Here is an 18,118-nt window from a genome sequence, read left to right as displayed (position 1 = left end):
ATTGAGATCCATAAGCTTTAAATAGATGGCATAATTGCACTCATATGACCTATCGGTGAGACAATAATGAGCCAGTTGGACGATCTAAACCTGTTTCTGATGACGGTGCGCCACCAGGGGATCAGCGCGGCGGCAAAGGCGGCGGGCATGCCGAGGTCTCGGGTGAGCCGGCGAATTCAGGAGTTGGAGCGTACCCTGGGCTGTCAGCTGCTGATCCGCACGACCCGTCACATAGAGCTGACTGAGAATGGGCGCATGCTCTATGAGCAGATCCTGTCCCCCCTGGATACAGCCAACCAGGCGATGCTGCGTCTGAAAGAGCGCAAGATGCAGATGGCCGGGTCGCTGAGGCTGGCGGTGCCTGCTGCTGTGGGTTCCTCCGAGCGGTTCATCAATATGATTCAGCTCTATATGCAGCGCTTTCCCAAGGTAAATCTGGAGGTGTTCTATCAGCAGCGCAGTGTGGATCTGCAGCGAGAGCGCATCGACATCCAGTTGCTGCCTTCAGAGGCCGAGGTGATCAACCTGGATTACGTTCGGCAAAGTCTGCTGCCTTTTCCCTGCTGTTGGGCCGCCGCCCCAGCGTATCTGGCGCGTTATGGACGCCCCGAGGATGAAGGCGACTTGCAGAACCACTCATTGCTGGCCAGCCGTCATATCGCCGCTTCTTTGCAACATGATCTTAGTTTCCGCTTCCGTACCGATGACCTGCACCTGGTCCAACAACTGACCTGTCAGGGCATGGGCATAGGGCTGCTGCCCAAGGTGTTCGTTCAGGGAGCAGGGGAGGATTGCCCCCTGGAGCTGCTGTTTGAAGCGCGCGGAGCGATAGACGTTGGCCTGAGCCTTATTTATTCCTCTCGAACCTTCATGCCGGAGAAGACCCGGGAGATGGTGGAGCTGATAAGGGAGACCTTCAGTCATCTGGGCTGAGGCGGGCTGGCACGACACTGTCCCTGTGTCGTTGTTTTCTGTTGGGGATCGCGGCGCTAACGTTCTGGCTCTGATTCGGTTAGCAACACGTCTGGTCAAACTCTGCTATACGGGCTGTGTCAGGTCTTCACCGCTAACGAAGATGACCCGGGTGATGTGCGTGCCGTCTTTCTCGTAGCGTTCAAAGGTCCAGTGGTACTGCTCCACCAGTTTCTCCACCAGCTTCAGTCCCAGGCCAAATCCCAGCTCTTCGCTGTATTCGTCGCTGTCCGGATTGATGATGGTGATCTCCGCGTTTCGTTGGCGGATCTGAATCAGGCCGCTGGCGGTGTGCTGAAACGCATTGCGGATCAGGTTGGTCAGTACAATGCGGCACACAGTGCCCGGCAGTTGCAGGGTGCCAGCCTGGGTATCCAGCTCCAGGGACACCTCTCTGCCCTGCAGCAGGTAGTTCAGCTCATCGCTCAGCTGATGAGTCAACTCCTCCAGCGACAGGTCGATGCAGGGCAGGGTGTCGTCGGTTTCCCGTTCCAACCACAGCAGGGTATGAGTCAGGTCGCTCATGGTGATGCTGGCCCGCTCGATGCGTTCCAATACCGCCTGCTGTTTGCTGCTGGCGTCGGGGCTTAACTTCCTAAGCAGAGAGGTGGAGGTGCGCAGCACCGAGATGGGGGTGCGCAGCTCATGACTGGCGTTTTGCAGAAACTCCCGCTTGCGCTCGACGTTCTGCTCTATGGTGGAGAGGCTGGAGCGGATCATTCCGGCGAGGCGGTTAAGCTCCATGTAGTGAAAGTCCGGCGGCGGCTCCTTAATGGAGTTGTGATCCAGATTGCTGGCCCACTGCCCCAGACGCTCTACGGGCCGGGAGACCCGGAACAGACTGACCTTGAGCAGCAGCATGAACAGGGTCAGGATCACCAGAGCGGTGGCTATCGTGAAGATCAGCGGGTCCATCCCCTTGAGCTTGATATGAGGCTCTTCGCCCTTACGGAACTCGCGGGAGACGTAGCGGACCGTACCATCCTCCCGGGGCACCAGAGTGGCAAAGTAACCATACTCGGGCTCGGTGAAGGGGGGGAAGCCGCTGACGTTGATCAGCAGTGTCAGTGGCTCTGTGGGCCTATCCAGGTTCTGCTGAATCTCCTGAGGCAGATCCTGCCAGCGGCTGGCCACTCGAAAGCTCATGATGGAGGAGGGGTGACCGTCGGACACCTCTGTCACCATTGCTGCTTCTATCATGGTGCCTAACATGACTTTGTCCATGCCTTCGAAAAACGCCCGGCCACTGAGCCAGGTCAGGCTCAGTCCCATCAGGGTCGCCAATACCACCACAGTGGCCACTACCCGGCGGTGAATACTCTCTCTAATTTTCATGGCTATACCAACTTTATTAAGTATGTGGTTTGCCTAATGCGCCGGATAAATTGTTCCAATCAAGACGCGGGGCGCAGTTGCTAGTGGGCCTAACAGTAAGCCCCGCAACGCAGAGTGGGGCAATTTAGACCAGCAGTAGTAATCAAGTATTTGATGAAGTTGGTATTACTCTTAGGCTGAAGCCGAAGCCGGGGACGGTGATCAGCATGGCGTCATTGGGCTCCATGGCGCGGCGCAGCTTGTGGATGTGCACCTTGAGGCTGTTGCTGTCTGGTGGATCCTCGCCCCAGACGCCCCGGGTCAGTTCGGCCCGGCTGACCGGGTTGGGCGCCTGACGAATCAGCACCTCCAACAGCTTGAAGCCGGTGGGGGAGAGCTTCATGGGTTGGTCACCCATCCACCCCTCCTTGGCGTCCAGATCCAAGTTAATGGGGCCCAGGGAGAGACGACGAGCCTGGCCGCTGCGGCGTTTGGCCAGGGCGTGCACCCTGACCAAGAGCTCTTCGATGGCGAAGGGCTTCACCAGGTAGTCATCGGTGCCCGCTTCAAAGCCGGTGATCTTATCCTGCAGGCTGTCTCTGGCGGTGAGCATCAGCACCGGGGTGTCGTCCCCGTCATGGCGCAGGTGTTGGCACAGAGTCAGCCCGTCCATCTTGGGCAGGTTGAGATCCAGGATGATGGTGTCGAAGCTGTGCTTGCGGCACAGCTCCAACCCCAGTTGACCATTGGCCGCATGGTCACAGCTGATCCCCTCCAGCTCCAGGTAATCCAGGATGGAGGTCGCCAGATCCAGGTTGTCTTCAATCAGCAGCAGCTGCAGCACGTGGTAACTCCCCGCCGGTCAGGCGTTGGCGCCCCTTGAGCAGGGCCTGTTTGATCTCCTCCTGAATCAGCAGCAGTGCCGGGATCAGAACGAGGGTAATAACGGTCGCGAACAGAATACCATAGCCCAGTGAAGCCGCCGCCGGGATGAGGAACTGGGCCTGCATGGAGGTCTCGCCAAGCAAGGGCGCCAGGCCGGCGAAGGTGGTCACCGAGGTTAGCAGCACCGCCCGCAATCGGCCGGTACAGGCCTGCTGGATCGCCTGCTTAAGTTCCACGCCCTGACGCCTCAGTTCGTTGTAGCGGGAGACCAGCAGCAGGCTGTCGTTTACCACTACCCCGGAGAGGGCCAAAATGCCATTGAGTGACAGGATACTGATGGCCAGATCATTGAACATGTGGCCCAGAATGGCGCCAGTGATGCCAAAGGGGATGGCGGTCATGATTAGCAGCGGCTGCACATAGGACTTCAGCGGAATCGCCAGCAGGGCGTAGATCGCCAGCAGGGCCAGCAGGAACATCTGGCTCATGGAGCTGGTGCTTTCCGCTCGCTCCTCCGCCTCACCGGCAAAGTGCACCTTGAGCTGTGGGTACTGGGCCTGCAGTTTGGGGATGAGATCCGCATTCATCTGGGCTACCAGGGCGTCGGGGCTGATGATCTCCTTGTCCATGGCGGCGGTGATGTAGGCGGCGCTCAGGCCGTCGATGCGGGTCTTCTCGGTCACCTGCATCTCTGAAGTGATCTGCGCCACTGTGCTCAGGGGCACCCGCTGACCGCCGGGGGTACGGACGAAGGCGTTCTGCAAATCGTCCAGGCTCTGACGTTGATCCTGGGGGTAGCGAATGCGTACCTTGACCTCGTCGCGGGAGAGCTGGAAGCGCTGAACAATCTCACCGCCGAAGGTCTGCAGCAGCTGACGGGAGAGCTCAGAGGAGGTCAGGCCCATTGCCAGGCCCTGGGCATTCACCCGAAAACGCAGCTGGGGCTGGCTTTCATAAAGGTTGTCGTCGATGCCGCTGACGCCCTCTGTGGCCTTCAGCACCCGGCGCACTTCCCCGCCGGCCAGGCGCAGGCTGGACTCGTCGGGTGAGCGCAGCTCCAGCTTGAAGGCGTCCATCATCTCGAAACTGTCGAGAAACTTCAGCTTGCGCACCCCTTCCGGCATACCGCTGAGCTGTTGCCACAGCTGTCGGAACTGGGGAGAGCGGTAGGGCGCATCATCAGCCAGTTCCACATTGAGGGAGCCGCTGTCGTCCGCTTCCGCCACCAGTTGCAGGGATTCGATGGCGCTGTCGGCCTCACCGCGCAGCTGGCGGTCCGCTTCCCGGGCGGTTTGTTCCAGTTTGAGCAGGTTGTTGGCCAGAACACCGTAGCCGGCGTCCGGCTCCATGTTCATGTTGGCGGTGACCACAGAGCCGGGAATGTCCGGGAAGAAGGTGACCGGCACCCGGCCGGACAGAGGCAGCCCCATCACCAGTACCAGCAGGGCGATGAAGCCCAGTACTACGGCGTATCTCAGCTCCAGGGCCCAGCGGATGGTCGGCGCATACACTCTGTCGGAGAACCACTGCAGGCCGGCGTCGGCGCCTTGTTGAATGCGGGGCCAGATCCCCTTGATGCCGGAAGGCTGGCGCTTATGGGTATCCAGGTGGGCCAGGTGGCAGGGCAGGATCAGCTTGGATTCCACCACGGACAGCAGCAGGCAGATGGTGACCACGGTGGCGAACTGGGCGTAGATCTGCCCCAGGTTGCCCTCCACATTGGCTAGGGCCAGGAAGGCGGCGACCGTAGTCAGCACCCCGAACAGGGTGGGGATCGCCACCTTCATGGTGCCGCCGATGGTGTTGGCCAGGGTATCGCCGTGCATGCGTCGCTCGGTGTAGATGCTTTCGCCCACCACTACGGCGTCATCCACCACGATCCCCAGGGCCATGATGAAACCGAAGGTGGTCATCTCGTTGATGGTCATCCCCATCCAGGCGTCGGAGAGGAAGTAGACGGTGCCAAAGAACACGAAGGGCAGGCCGGCGGCCACCCAGATCGCCACTCGCAGGTTGAGGAACAGGGCCAGGACGATGAATACGAAGAAGATGCCGGTCATGGCGTTGTCGATGAGCAGATCCAGGCGATCGGTGATGATGGTGCTTTGATCGTACCAGGTCATCAGGGACACACCGGCGGGCAGGCGGCCATTGTCCTGCCACTCGGCCACCACCTGGTTGGCCTGTTCGACAATCCGGTTGATGTCGCTGCGCTCGTCCATCACCAGTTGGATGCCCAGAGAGTTGACCCCGTTGAAGCGCGACAGCACCAGGGGATCTTCCTCGTAGGTCTCCTCAATGGTGGCCACCTGTCCCAGGGTGACCAGGGTACCGTCATTGCCGGTCACCAGGGGCAGGGCGGCGAACTCCTCCTTGAAGTAGGCCTGGTCCACCCCTTTGAGGCGCACCAGCTTCTGAGGATTTCTCAGGCTGGAGCCAAACGCGGTGGTGGACTCGGCGTTAACCTTCTCCGCCACGTCGGTGAGGGAGAGGCCATAGGCCTTGAGCTTGGCTTCGTCGATGTTGATGGCCAGCATCGGCTCGGCCTTGCCGCTGAGCTTGACGTTGGTGATGGCACCCCGAGCCAGCAGTTCCCTTCTGAGCTGTTCGGTCAACGGTTGGAGCACCTTGCGGTCCACATCGCCATAGAGCTGCACCCACAGGGCGTGCTCTTCCCGCCTTTGCTTGTCGATCACTGGTTTTTCTGCCTCGGCAGGCAGGTTGTAGATGGCGTCCACCTTGATCTTGATGTCCCTGAGCAGGGTATCCAAGTCATAGGTGGAGACCTTCTCGACCACCACGGTACTGCCAGTGGCGGTGGAGGTGGAGGTGATGCGCTTGATCCCCTCCAGGGTTTCCAGGGCTTCCTCCACCTTGATGGCGATCCCCTCTTCGGCCTGTTTGGCTTCACCGCTGTCGTAGTTGACGCTGATGGTGACCCGGTTGGGCTCCATGGGGGGAAAGGCCTCTTTGCGGATCTGGGTCAAAGAGAGCAGGCCCAGGGCGATGATGCCGATGAGCAGCAGGTTGGCCGCGACCGGGTTGGTGGCAAACCAAGGGATGATCCCTTTGTTGTGTGGATTCACAGGCGCGCCTCCTCAACCGGGCTGACTTTCATGCCGGCCAGGTAGTTGCTCAGGGGGCGAGACACCACCTTGGCCTGGTTTTGTCCCTGGGGGATGGCCAGGAAGCTGTCGTCGCCCTGATGGAACAGCACCTGGGCATTGGCTGGGCTGAGGGTACCCTGGTCGTCCACCAGCCAGATCTGGCCGCTGCTGGTCAGGGCGGTGCTGGGCACCTGCCACAGCTTGTCCAGCTTGCGACCTGGGATGGCGGCGGTGACAAAGGTACCGGGAAGCAGGGGCTGGGCTCTGTCCAGGGGGGCATCCAGGGCGATCACCAGGGCGCGTTGCCTGTCATCACTGCTGTAGTGAAGCTCGCTGCGCAGCACCCGGCCCTGCCAGTGGCCATTGCCGTCGCTGCTGGTCAGTTGCACCGGCCACTGCTCGGTCATCTGTGTGGGCAGCTGTTGCCACTGGGCCTGGGAAAGCGGAACACGGATCTCCACTCTGTCGGTGCTGTAGAGAGTGGCCAGGGTATCGCCGCTCTGAACCCGGCTGCCCGGCTCCACATTGCGGCTGATCACAATGGCGTCGAAGGGGGCACGTACCTGGGTCCGGGCCAGATCCCGGCGGGCCACGTCGACCTGGGCCTGGGCCTGCTTGAGGCTGGCCTCGGCCACCTCCAGCTGAGGGGTACGCAGCACCAGGGGCGAGTCGGGTTCACCATCGAGGCCTGATCCCTGCCACTCCTCTTTGGCTTGCTGCACCTGACGCTGTTCTTCGAGCAGGGCCAGCTTGGCGTCGGCCAGGGCCTTTTCGGCCTGGGCCAGCGCCTGACGGTAATCACTGCTGTCCACCCTGGCCAGCAGCTGACCGGCCTTGACTCGCTGGCCGCTGGAGAGGGCGTCTTCCAGGTGAATCACCTGGCCTGTGACCTGGGCGGAGAGGCTCAGTTCATGATGGGCTTTGGCTTCGCCATAGCCGATGACGCTGGCCTGAGCCGATTCAGGCTGGGCCAGGGTTACTGCGACTTCAGGCAGGATGATTTGGGCTTCCACCGGCGCCATGGCCGGCTTCTCCACGGGCTGGCTGTTGAAGGCGAAGGCGGCGAAGATCGCGGCGCCACTGACGAGGGTGGCGACCATGGTGAGTTTTGGGTGTTTCATCATTGGACTCCCAGTCCCAGGGCCAGACCGAGATCGACTCGGTTGGCCAGTCGGTTGTATGTGGCGGTGATCAGTTGGGATTCACGGTCGTATTGCTGCTGCTGGACCGTCAGCAACTCCTGTATGGTGACCAGCCCCTGACGGTAGCGCTTCTCATAGCTGGCGCTGCTGCGCCGTGCATTGTCCACGGCGTCCTGAAGGTGGCCCTGACTCTGGGTCAGCTGCTGCTCCTTGCTGAGGGCGGCATCCACCTCCAGCACGGCATCGAGCAGGGTGGAGCGGTAGGTCCAGTAGCTTTGCTCCGCCTGAAGCTCGGCGATCTCGGCGGCGGCTTTGAGCTGCCCGCCTCGGTACAGCGGGGCGGTTAACTGACCCAGCAGAGACCAGACCGGGCTGGCGAACAGAGCATCCTGAAAGCTGGGGTCCTGGTCGCTCAAGGTGGCGCTAAGGCTCAGAGAGGGCAGCATCTCCTTATAGGCCACTGCCGCCCGTTCGCTGGCGGCCTGAGTGGAGAGGTAGGCGCTGCGCAGATCCGGCCGGCGACTGAGGTCCTGCTCCGGCAGCGACGCCAGGGGCAGAGTGACATCCGGGAAGTGAGAGGGCGCAGGCAACTCGGCGTTGCGATCCCCCAGCAGTTTCCTGAGGGTCCGCTGCTCCTCTTTGAGCTGCTCTTCATAGGTGGTGACATTGGAGCGGCTGGCGGCGCTGTTGCTGCGGGCGTTATCCAGTTCATACAGGTTGTCCAGGCCGCGGCGATAGCGGCTGAGGATCAGCGCCTCATTCTGCTCCAGCACCTTAAGCCGGCTCTGCTCCACATTGAGCAGTTGCTGCTGCTGAGCCAGGCGCAGGTAGCTGCGCATCACATTGGCGGCCAGCAGATCGCGGGCTCCCTGGAGATCGGCGCTGCCGGCGGCCACATCCAGGCGGGCGGCGCGGTCCTTATCGGCCAGTTTGCCCCAGATATCCAGCTCCCAGCCGACGGTGATGCCGGCGCTGTAGCTGCTGGAGGCACTCTCCTTATCTTCGCCGCTGAAACTGAGGTCGACACTGGGCAGCCTGGCCCCCAGGGACTGCTGGCGGGTGGCGTAGAGGATCTCCAGGGTCAGCTGGGTCTGAGCCAGGTCAGGGTTGTGCTCCAGGCTGGTGCGGATTAGGGGTGTCAGTTCGGCGATGGGCACCAGCTCGGTGAGGCGGGTGGCGGTGCTCCCCTGGGTCTGGGTCTGCCAGTCACCCTGGACGGTCACGGCCTCATCCATGGGCGCGGCATAGTCTGTGGGGTTAAGCGCCTGGCAGCCGCTTAACCCGACCAGGGCCAGGGAGAGCCAAAGAGGTGAAAACTTCATTGTCGAAAGCCCTACTGCGAATTAGGGCTCCGACTATAGGTGGGGTGGGGTTAAACCTGGGTTAACGCCCCGGCTTGGCGACTTATTGCCAGCGGAATCGCCAGCTGGCCAGGGCCAGGCTCACCAGGGTGATGGCCGCCAGGGGCCACAGGTGGTGGGCAATGGCAAAGAATCCGGCCCCATCGATGATCACCGCCCGGTTGGCGTCGTTCATGTGGGTCAGAGGCAGCAGATCCGCCAGGGTGCGAACCCAGGGGGAGCTGCCCTCCAGGCTGAACCAGATCCCGGACAGCAGCATCATCGGCCAGGAGAGCAGGTTGAGGATGCCGTTGGACAGCTCTTCGGAGCGGGTGCGGCTGGCCACCAGCAGGCCCAGGCTGATCATCGCCGCGCCCCCCAGGGTGGTGTTGATCAGCAGCAGCAGCGGATTGCCCACCACGTCGATGGAGAAGATCAGCGCCACCAGGGTAAAGACCACCACTGAGGTGGCGACGATGGCCCCCAGCCGGCTGAGCATCTGGGAGGCGAGAAATTGCCAGGGACGAAGGGGGGTAACCTGCATCCGCTTGAGCACGCCGGTGCGGCGATAGCGCACCACCACGTAGCCGACGCCATAGAGGGCGGAGAACATCATGTTCATGCCGATGATCCCCGGCAGCAGCCACTCCACGTGGCTGACCGCTTCGCCCTGGATGCTTTCAGGGCTCAGTTGGGGCAGGCGGGCCACCACCAGCTGTTCGGCGATGTAGCCGCGGTTGGAGTCCGGGTTGACCCAGTAGTGTTGGCTGTCGATGGCCAGATCCACCAGATGGCGGGCCACCTTGTGTTTGGCTTCCTCCAGGCTGGCGTAGTGGATGTACTCGATGTGTTCCAGGCTTTGCAGGGCCGATGGAATGGCGGTGTTGCCCACCAGGCCAATCTGATACAGGGGGCGCTGGTCATCATCAAACACCAGGGCCAGGGCGATGATCAGCACCAGGGGAAACACCAGGGACCAGCCCAGGGCGGAACGGTCTCGGGAGAACTCCAGGTTGCGGGCGTGGATCAGGGCGAGCAGGGCATTCATGGCTGCAGTTGGCTCCCGGTCAGTTTCAGATAGAGGTCGTCCAGATTGGGCGCCCTGACGGTCAGCCCCTGCAGGGGCAAGTTGTGGTGGCTGAGCCAGTTCAGAGCATCCTGAGTGTCGTCGCACTCCAGCACCAATTGGTCTCCCTGGCGCCACAGGGGGTAGCGGTCATCCTGGGGAACCGCCGCCTGACCCGAGTCCAGAAGGGTGATCAGGTGGGGGCGGAAATGATCCTCAAGCAGTACCGCAGGGGCCTCTTCGGCCACAATGCGCCCCCGCTCCATGATGGCGATGCGGTCGCAGAGTTGCTGGGCCTCGTCCATATAGTGGGTGGTCAGCACCAGGGTTTTTCCCTGCTCTTTGAGTGTGCGCACCAGCTGCCAGAACTTCAGCCTGGCCTGGGGATCCAGCCCGGTGGTGGGCTCATCCAGAAACAGCAACTCCGGGTCATTCACCAGGCTCATGGCCAGCAGCAGTCGCTGACGCTGACCTCCGGAGAGGTGAAAGTGGAGTTTGTCCGCCACCTCCTGCAACTGACACAGCTCGATGAGATCCGCGATCCTGGCTTTTCTGGGGTAGAAACTGGCGAACAGTTTCAGACAATCGCGCACGCTCAGGTAATCGGGCAGGGCGGTGGACTGAAACTGGATGCCGATGGATTGCTTGTATCTGTTATCCAGTGGAAAGCCACGAAACAGCACCTGGCCACGGGAGGGCGTCAGGACGCCCTCAAGCATGGACAGAGTGGTGGATTTCCCGGCGCCATTGGGCCCCAGCAGGCCGAAGCAACTGCCCTCGCAAATATTGAGATCGACTCCGTCCACCGCCCTGTGGTCGTCGTAGAGGTAGTGCAGTTGTTGGGCTTGGAGCAGAGCGTTCAAGGTGGACCTTCGAATTGCCGGGAACAGTGTTGCCATTGTCCCGGCTTCTTACTGGGCGATTCACTGTGAGTTTTAACAGAGTTTTTCTTTGGGTGTCGCAATCGTGCAGTGGCTCAGGTTTTGGCTATCGGACTCTGGCCTGAGTCGGTACTGGCGCTATGCTGGCGGACAATTCGACGGCAACGGGCGGAGAAAACCCCATGCTTAATTCTATCCAGGTGCGCCTGACTCTGTGTCTGGCGCTTTTGCTGTTTCTGCCCGGCGCCTGGGCGGCGCGAATCGTGTCTCTGGCGCCTAACTGGAGCCATACGGTATCGGCCGTCGGCGCGGAACAGGAGCTGGTGGGGGTGACCCGTTATGCCCGTTTCCCTCAGAGCATTCCCGACAAGGTGGCCAAAGGCGAACTGGCGGTGGTGGGCGGTTTTACCGACATCGATCCCGATGTGGTCGCCGCCCTGAAACCGGATCTGGCCTTGACCGCTTCTGGTTTGCAACTGGGGCTGAAGGCGGAGCTGGAGAAGCGCGGCATCAAGGTGATCCATATGGAGGAGAGCAGCCTGGCGGAGGTGTACGCCAAGGTCCGCGCCCTGGGGGAGGTCATTGGCCATCAGCCTCAGGCGGCGGCTTTGGTGGACTCCATCCGCGCTGGTCTGGACAAGGTAGCCAGTGAGTACGCTGGCCATGAGCCGCTGAAGGTCTATTACGAGATCAACTACCTGTATAAATGTGTGCCGGGGGCGGACTCCTACATCAGCGAATTGATTCGTCTGGTGGGCGGTGAGCCCGTGTTTGCGGAGCGTGCGGGCATGGCGCCGGCGGTCACCTGGCCCGAAGTGGTGCAGTCCGACCCGCAAGTGATACTGCTGCCCACCTGGCCGGGTGCCACCGGGCCGGTGTTCGACGGGCCTGAGGCTGGCAGCGGCACCACCACGCTGGCGGAAGTGCAGGGGCGCCAGGGGGCAGAGCGGATCTCGGCGGTGCAGCAGCAACAGGTGAGATTCATCGATTCGGCGGTGACCAAGCAGGCCGGACCCTCCATCGTCAAGGCCGCCCGTCTGTTGGCTGAAGCGATTCATGGAAACTAACTCAACACTGGGAAAACCCACATAGAATCGACCAACTGCATGGGGATAGTATGGGCTCGAGTGAATCATCATATTGAACCTTAACTTTTTCAGTGTTTAACCGGCCTTAGGGCCGGTTTTTTTGTGTTAACTGGTCGGCAAAACCCGGATCACTGTGAAAAGCCCCAGAGTATTTCACGCCTCATCGGTTTACCGTCAGCCTGTTTGCGGCACCTTTTCGGGGTGTCGGACCAATAACATTCAAACAGTTGGCAAACATGATGATGATGAGAAAAGCGCTGTCCATCGGGGCGGTAACCATGATGGCATTGGGTCTGGGATTTTCCTCCCAGGCCATGGCCGGGGATGCTGAGCTGCTTACCAAGCTGCAGCAGAAATTTGAGCAGGGAAAATACTCCAAGAAGGGCGCCGATGGCTGCATGATGTGCCACCGCAAAACCGAGGGGGTGGCCGCCATCTTCGACGGCATTCATGGCAACCCCAATGTGGTGAAAGGCCCCATGGCCGGTCTCCAGTGTGAGTCCTGCCACGGCCCTCAGGGCAAACACCGTGGCAAGAACGAGCCGATGATCACCTTTGGTGACGACTCCCCGCTGACCGCCGAGATGCAAAACAGTGTCTGCCTGGCCTGTCACGATGACTCCGGTCGCAGTGACTGGCACCTGGGTGCCCACGCCTCCGATGACGTGGCCTGCGTAGATTGCCACCAGCTGCACGTGGCCAAGGACCAGGTGCTGACCACCGAGGGGCAGAACCAGACCTGCCAGAGCTGCCACACCAAGGCCAAGGCTGACAGCCACAAGCGCTCCGCTCACCCCATCAAGTGGGATGAGATGGCCTGCTCCGACTGCCACAACCCTCATGGCTCCCTAAGCGAGTCTGCCATGAACCAGGCCACTGTTAACGACACCTGCTATCAGTGCCACGCCGATAAGCGCGGCCCCTTCCTGTGGGAGCACGAGCCGGTGATGGAAGATTGCAGCCTGTGCCACAACGCCCACGGCAGTGTGAATGAGGGGATGCTGAAGACCCGGGTTCCCATGCTGTGCAAGCAGTGCCACAGCGAAGATGGCCACCCAAGCACCATCCCTGGCGGTAACGGCAGTATTCAAACCGCAGGGCAAGGCTGCCTGAACTGCCACAGCCAGATCCACGGTTCCAACCATCCGTCCGGCAAGGCGTTCCAGTTCTAAGGGGTGAGACCATGAAGACAAGTATCAGTGCCATCGCCCTGGCGATGATGGCGGCCAGCACCCAGGTGCAGGCGTTCGACTTTGGCGTAAACGCCGCCAACCTGGAAAAGGCCAACACCAGCAAGTGGGCCTGTAAGAAGTGTAAGACCAATGTCGGGACCCAGGGTGAGTTCACTCTGGCGGCGGGCAGCGCCATCACCGACGACGATCATGCTTCCAATGCCTTGGGGTATGAAGATGGCTTTGCCGCCGGCGTCGATGCGGACATTCTCCACATCGGTGATTCCGGTACCCGCAGCGAAATCCAGGCCAAGGAGCTGGGCAGCGAGCGAGGCGACCTGCGTTTGAGCCACCGCATGCCGGGCAGCTGGCAGGTGGAAGCGGAGCTGGACACCAAGTCCAATGTGGACACCACCACCGCACAGACCGATCCCTCCAATCTGGACAAGACCGAGCAGCTCAAGCTGGAACGGGAGAAGCTGGGCTTCGCCGCGCGCTACATGGGAGGCCGTTGGGGTGCTCGAGTAGCCTTTGATAACGAAGAGCTCACCGGTAAGCAGGCCAGCAGCGTCAGTCTGCTGGGCAATACCACTAACATTGCCAAGCCCGTGGATAGTGTTACTCGCAACATGATGGCGGCGGTCCATGCCACCGGCGATCGCTGGTTGCTGGAAGCCGGTTATCAGGGCAGCTGGTATGACAACGACATTCTGGGCTTTGCCGTTCAGGCGCCTGAGTCAGCCCTGGCCGGAGCCCCGGACAACCAGGCCCAGCAGGTGTTCCTCAAGGGGCGTTACCAGGTGGGCAGCACCCGCATCAGCGCCCGTGTGGCCACCGGTGAGCAGAAGCAGGATGCGGATCTGGTGACCCTGACCGGTGTTCCTTCCGGCGTGGAAGCGGCGGATCTCAAGGTAGACACCCTGGATGCTGAGCTGGGGCTGACCAGCCGCCTCTCCTCCAACCTGACCCTGCGTGCCGCCGCCCGTTACCGTGACCGCGATAATGACTCTACCCTGTACGAGTTTGAGCAGATCCGCTTTGGTGAGCTCAGCGGTCAGGTGGAGCAGACCCAGGCGATGGACACCACCAAGGCCAACTACCGGTTGTCAGCGGATTACCGCCTGGCCATGGGCCAGAAGCTGTCCGCCGGCATCGAGTATGAGAACATCGAGCGCAGCGCCAGTGAGCGTGAAGAGACCGACGAGACCGAAGTGTGGGTCAGCTACCGCCTGAGCTCCCTGGAGTTGTGGGATCTGCGCCTGAAGGCCAGCTATGGTCAGCGGGACGGCAGCCGCTTCGAGGCAGACAGCGTCACCTCCTCCGAGGAGAATGACCTGATGCGCAAGTACCACCTGGCGGACAGAAACCGCACTCAGGTGGTGGCAGAGATTGGCCACACGCCGCTGCCTCAGCTGAGCATCGACCTGCGCATGCACTATGCCCTGGACGATTACGATGACAGTGAGATCGGTCTGACCGAGTCCGAAGACTACGGCTATGACCTGAGTCTGGGCTGGGAGCCTGGCGATGCCTGGTATCTGTCTCTGTTTGGCGGCTACCAGTGGATCGACAACGAGCAACTGGGCAGTGACAACGGCGATTACGCCACCTGGTCCGCCCTGAGCAGTGACGAGTTTGGTTTTGCCGGTGTGTCTGCCGATTACCTGGGCTTGAAGGAGTGGGGCGTGAAGCTGTCCGCCTCCTATCAGTATGCGCTGTCCATCAGCGATGCTCACACCAGCAAGCCTGAGTATCTGGGGGAGTACGAGTCCACCAGCCACAGTGTGCAACTGCGCGCGGAATACGCCCTCAGCGACCGCTCTGCCATCGGCCTGCGTTACCAGTATGAGCGTTATGAAGACAGCGACTACGCCGACATTCCTGTGGTCAACTATCCCGGCCAGGGTGTCTGGGGTCTGACGACTCTGGGGGATCTGAGCCAGGACTACAATGCCCACCTGGTGATGGCAACCTTCAGCTACAAGCTGTAGTAACGCCAACACAGCAGGGGAGCCAAAAGGCTCCCCTTTTTTGTGTTCAGCTCTGGCGGTTTGATGTGATGCTTATCGCGAATAGAGTATTTGCTCTAATTTGATTGGGGCGGCTGTATTATCCTGTCATCCCAACTTCTGAGGATGAGACGGAGTGCAGTGATGAATCCACTCAATTGGTGGCGAAGCCTGTTTATGCCTGCCCATTTGCCGACAGACGAAGAAATTCGCCGCAAAATCGATACGGCGCTGTTCTTCCTGTTTCTATCGCTGCTCACCGGTATCTACAGCCTGATCAAATGGCAGGGCCAGGGTGTACAGCCGCTGGTTGTGACCTCCATTTTGCTTATCCTCCTTGAACTGTCCGGGGCCGTGGTGCTCAAGTTTTCCGCGTCCTACCGCGCAGCCCTCAACCTGGGGTTTTTGGGGATGAGCTTCCATTGTCTCAACCTCATCTACCAGTCCGGTGGCATGCTGGCCTCCAGCCAGGGGTTGTGGGTGCCCGTGCTCATGGTGGCCTACTTCATCTGCGCCGGCCTGCTGATGGCGACCCTGTGGTCCCTGTGTGCCAGTGGCATTGCCCTGGCCATGGTTGTGTATGGTTTGTCGGGCGGTGGCTTTCCCCAGTTGACTCTGTCGGTGTCCGCGCTGCGGGTCGAGGCGATCACCGGCATCGTGGTGCCCCTGCTGGTCATCGGCATCGCCCTGGCCTTTACCTCCGCTCAGCGGGCCCGGGCACTGCGCCAGGCGACTCAGGCCCAGCAGCAGAGCGAGTCCGCCCTGGAGAGAGCCCGACAGGGTGAGCAGTCTCTGGCGGAGGTACTGGCCAGGGTCAACGACAACGTTCAGCAGCTCACCCTGGTTAACGGGACTTTGGAGCAGGAGTCCGGCCTGTTGCAGCAGCAGGTGGATCAGTTGCATCACAACTGTGCCGATCAGTCCGCCGCCGCGGAGCAGATCGCTGCCGAGCTTCAGCGTCTGACCCAGGACACTCAGCGAAGCGATCAGTTCGTCTCTGAGCTTATGCAGCACAGTGACAGCATCAATATTGAGGCGCAGCGAAGTGCCGGTAGCCTGGATGCGTCGGGTCAGGCGATCTCCCGCATCCTGGATGCCAACGACCAGATCACCGGGGTTGCGGCGTTGATCACCCAGGTGGCGGATCAAACCAACCTGTTGGCCCTCAATGCCGCCATTGAGGCGGCCCGTGCCGGCAGCCATGGCCGGGGGTTTGCCGTGGTGGCCGAACAGGTGCGAGAGCTCTCGTCTCAAAGCAATCAGGCGGCCAAGGAGATACGCGGCATCCTGGAGTTGAGCCGCCGTGAGGTGGAGCAGGGACAGTCGGTGATCGGTGCTACCAACCACACTATCTCCGGCATATTGTCACAGGTGGCAAGCAGCCGGGAAGAGGTTGGCAAGCTCACCGGGCTGATTGCCCAGCAAGCACACTCAGTGGAGGAGCTGTCCACCGCGGGCGTCAGTGTCAGCAGCACCGCAAAGGAAACCGCGGAGGTGGCGGGCCAAGTGGCTGGCCAGCGGGTCAGGTTGGCTGAGCAGGTGGAGGTGGTACGCAGGTTAACACTCAATCTGCACTCGGTTCTGGAGCGCAGGGGCTGAGCCGGTACACAATAGCATCAGGGGCGCCCTATAGAGCCTCCTCAGGGCGCTTGAGACGCTGCAACGCCGAACTGGTCAGGTAGCGCTCGACCCGTCCGCACTTGGGGCAGGCAAACAGCTTAAAAGGGGCGATGGAGTGAGGCTGACCATTGACCAGGCTTAAGGGGTCGATGCTGGCATCCCCGTAGGGCACCATGGCAGCGTCGCAACGCTCGCACTGAGGCACAACCGCCGCCTCATCGGCCTCTGGATGGCGTTTGGCGCAGCAGTTCCAACACTGGGAAAAGGTATCGTCATCTATCAGTACATGACACTGTGGGCACACCCAGGACACGACGACTCTCCTTGTGACATGATTATGGAGTGGCAGGAGCAAGGGAGTTTAGGCTCAGCTAATACTTAAGTCCTTGGCATACATCAAAATATTGACATTAACACAGTCAATTTCAGTGAAATCATCTTCATCCAACCGCCCTTTGTGATGTCAGAGTTGCTGGTTATTCCAGCAACCGCAACGCCATTTGCGGCAAAGCCTTGGCATCAGAGCTATCCTCTAAGGTCAGAGGAGCTTAAAGAGCGCAATATGAACAGTGGTTTGCACTTAGTTTCCCAACAGGTTCTCACCGAAAGCGTCATTCGAGGCACATTGAAAGGCGGACTTCCGGTACTGGTTGTGCAAAACCGTTTCGCCGAGGCGGTGATAAGCCTATTCGGCGGTCAGGTTCTCAGCTTTATCCCCGTGGGCCGCAAAGACTGGCTTTGGCTCAGTGACCGAGCCCTCCTGGATCAGACCCGCCCCATTCGGGGAGGGGTACCCATCTGCTGGCCCTGGTTTGGCAACAATGGCTCGGACGCCAGCTTGCCTGCTCACGGCTTCGCTCGCACCCAACTTTGGCAGCTCGATGAGATCAGTGAACAGGTACAGGGCACCGTCGTTTCCCTGTGTCTGTCTGATGATGACATCAAACCGGATTACTGGCCCTATGCCTATGAGCTGCAGCTGGATGTTCATGTCGGCCATCAACTCACCCTCACCCTGACCTGCCATAACTGTGACAGTAAGCCCTGGCCCTTCTCTGCGGCGCTTCACAGCTACTTTGAGGTGGGGCAGGCGGAGCGGTGCCAGGTACACGGACTGGGTGGGCGTTATCGTGACAAGCTCAGCGGCCAGAGTGTCATCCATCCTGGTGCACTGCAGGTGAGTCCGCCGCTGGACAGAATCTACCCCAAGGCCGAACGCCAGGTGGTGCTGTCTACGCCGGGCCACAGTCTGCTGCTGGATCAGTCCGGTATGGACTCTGTGGTGGTGTGGAATCCGGGCAAACAACTGCCGGGCGATATGCTCCCGGAGCAGGCCGGTTCCATGCTGTGTGTGGAAACCGCCCTGTTGGGGGAGGAGGGCGTTATGCTGTCGCCGGGGCAGGGCAGGCAGTTGTCGGTCACCATCAGCCGACAGAGATAAAAAAACCGCCCCAGAGGGGCGGCATCAATCAACGGAAGGTTCGGCGTGGCTTTCCCCTTCAGTTAACTGCAGTCTTTTAGA

14 protein-coding genes are annotated in these 18,118 nt (G+C 60.8%); 6 read left to right on the top strand and 8 right to left on the bottom strand.

Annotated features, from left to right (window positions below):
• Positions 1-66: 66 nt before the first annotated feature.
• Complete coding sequence (locus tag QUE41_RS11490; protein WP_286339182.1) at positions 67-933, top strand: LysR family transcriptional regulator; 867 nt, start codon at positions 67-69, stop codon at positions 931-933.
• 105 nt (positions 934-1,038) lie between these two features.
• Here the strand turns inward: QUE41_RS11490 and QUE41_RS11485 are convergent, their stop codons facing one another.
• The 7 genes from QUE41_RS11485 to QUE41_RS11455 all read right to left on the bottom strand — a co-directional run bounded on the left by QUE41_RS11485 (position 1,039) and on the right by QUE41_RS11455 (position 10,689).
• A complete protein-coding gene (locus QUE41_RS11485; RefSeq protein ID WP_286339181.1) occupies positions 1,039-2,307 on the bottom strand; it encodes a sensor histidine kinase in 1,269 nt (422 codons plus the stop codon).
• 142 nt (positions 2,308-2,449) lie between these two features.
• Positions 2,450-3,130: a response regulator transcription factor gene (locus QUE41_RS11480; RefSeq protein WP_286339180.1), complete on the bottom strand. Its 681-nt coding sequence runs from the start codon at positions 3,128-3,130 to the stop codon at positions 2,450-2,452.
• Entirely contained in the window at positions 3,108-6,257 is a 3,150-nt protein-coding gene (locus QUE41_RS11475) for an efflux RND transporter permease subunit (RefSeq protein WP_286339179.1), read from the bottom strand. The genes QUE41_RS11480 and QUE41_RS11475 overlap by 23 nt, the downstream gene beginning before the upstream one ends.
• Entirely contained in the window at positions 6,254-7,399 is a 1,146-nt protein-coding gene (locus tag QUE41_RS11470; protein WP_286339178.1) for an efflux RND transporter periplasmic adaptor subunit, read from the bottom strand. The genes QUE41_RS11475 and QUE41_RS11470 overlap by 4 nt, the downstream gene beginning before the upstream one ends.
• A complete protein-coding gene (locus QUE41_RS11465) occupies positions 7,399-8,742 on the bottom strand; it encodes a TolC family protein (RefSeq protein WP_286339177.1) in 1,344 nt (447 codons plus the stop codon). The genes QUE41_RS11470 and QUE41_RS11465 overlap by 1 nt, the downstream gene beginning before the upstream one ends.
• Before the next feature lie 82 nt (positions 8,743-8,824).
• Complete coding sequence (locus tag QUE41_RS11460; RefSeq protein ID WP_286339176.1) at positions 8,825-9,808, bottom strand: ABC transporter permease; 984 nt, start codon at positions 9,806-9,808, stop codon at positions 8,825-8,827.
• A complete protein-coding gene (locus QUE41_RS11455; RefSeq protein ID WP_286339175.1) occupies positions 9,805-10,689 on the bottom strand; it encodes an ABC transporter ATP-binding protein in 885 nt (294 codons plus the stop codon). The genes QUE41_RS11460 and QUE41_RS11455 overlap by 4 nt, the downstream gene beginning before the upstream one ends.
• 200 nt (positions 10,690-10,889) lie before the next feature.
• Here QUE41_RS11455 and QUE41_RS11450 point away from each other — a divergent pair, with 200 nt between their 5' ends.
• From QUE41_RS11450 to QUE41_RS11435, 4 genes are all read left to right on the top strand, one after another.
• Positions 10,890-11,774, top strand: a complete 885-nt coding sequence (locus QUE41_RS11450) for an ABC transporter substrate-binding protein (protein WP_286339174.1) — start codon at positions 10,890-10,892, stop codon at positions 11,772-11,774.
• Between the two features lie 263 nt (positions 11,775-12,037).
• Positions 12,038-12,967, top strand: a complete 930-nt coding sequence (locus QUE41_RS11445) for a DmsE family decaheme c-type cytochrome (RefSeq protein ID WP_502876023.1) — start codon at positions 12,038-12,040, stop codon at positions 12,965-12,967.
• Between the two features lie 11 nt (positions 12,968-12,978).
• Positions 12,979-14,958 carry an MtrB/PioB family decaheme-associated outer membrane protein gene (locus QUE41_RS11440; protein ID WP_286339173.1) on the top strand — a complete coding sequence of 660 codons (1,980 nt, stop codon included), beginning with the start codon at positions 12,979-12,981 and terminating at the stop codon, positions 14,956-14,958.
• Between the two features lie 162 nt (positions 14,959-15,120).
• Positions 15,121-16,575, top strand: a complete 1,455-nt coding sequence (locus tag QUE41_RS11435; RefSeq protein WP_286339172.1) for a methyl-accepting chemotaxis protein — start codon at positions 15,121-15,123, stop codon at positions 16,573-16,575.
• A gap of 28 nt (positions 16,576-16,603) precedes the next feature.
• Here QUE41_RS11435 and QUE41_RS11430 read toward each other — a convergent pair whose 3' ends face one another.
• Positions 16,604-16,909, bottom strand: coding sequence for a hypothetical protein (locus tag QUE41_RS11430; protein ID WP_286339171.1), 306 nt, complete (start codon positions 16,907-16,909; stop codon positions 16,604-16,606).
• 339 nt (positions 16,910-17,248) lie between these two features.
• On the opposite strand from QUE41_RS11430, the gene QUE41_RS11425 reads away from it, so the two are divergent.
• Positions 17,249-18,037: a D-hexose-6-phosphate mutarotase gene (locus QUE41_RS11425; RefSeq protein ID WP_286339170.1), complete on the top strand. Its 789-nt coding sequence runs from the start codon at positions 17,249-17,251 to the stop codon at positions 18,035-18,037.
• Positions 18,038-18,118 lie beyond the last annotated feature (81 nt).

It is taken from the genome of Ferrimonas sp. YFM, from assembly GCF_030296015.1.
Lineage (GTDB): Bacteria > Pseudomonadota > Gammaproteobacteria > Enterobacterales > Shewanellaceae > Ferrimonas.
This window is presented reverse-complemented; position numbering and strand designations above follow the sequence as displayed.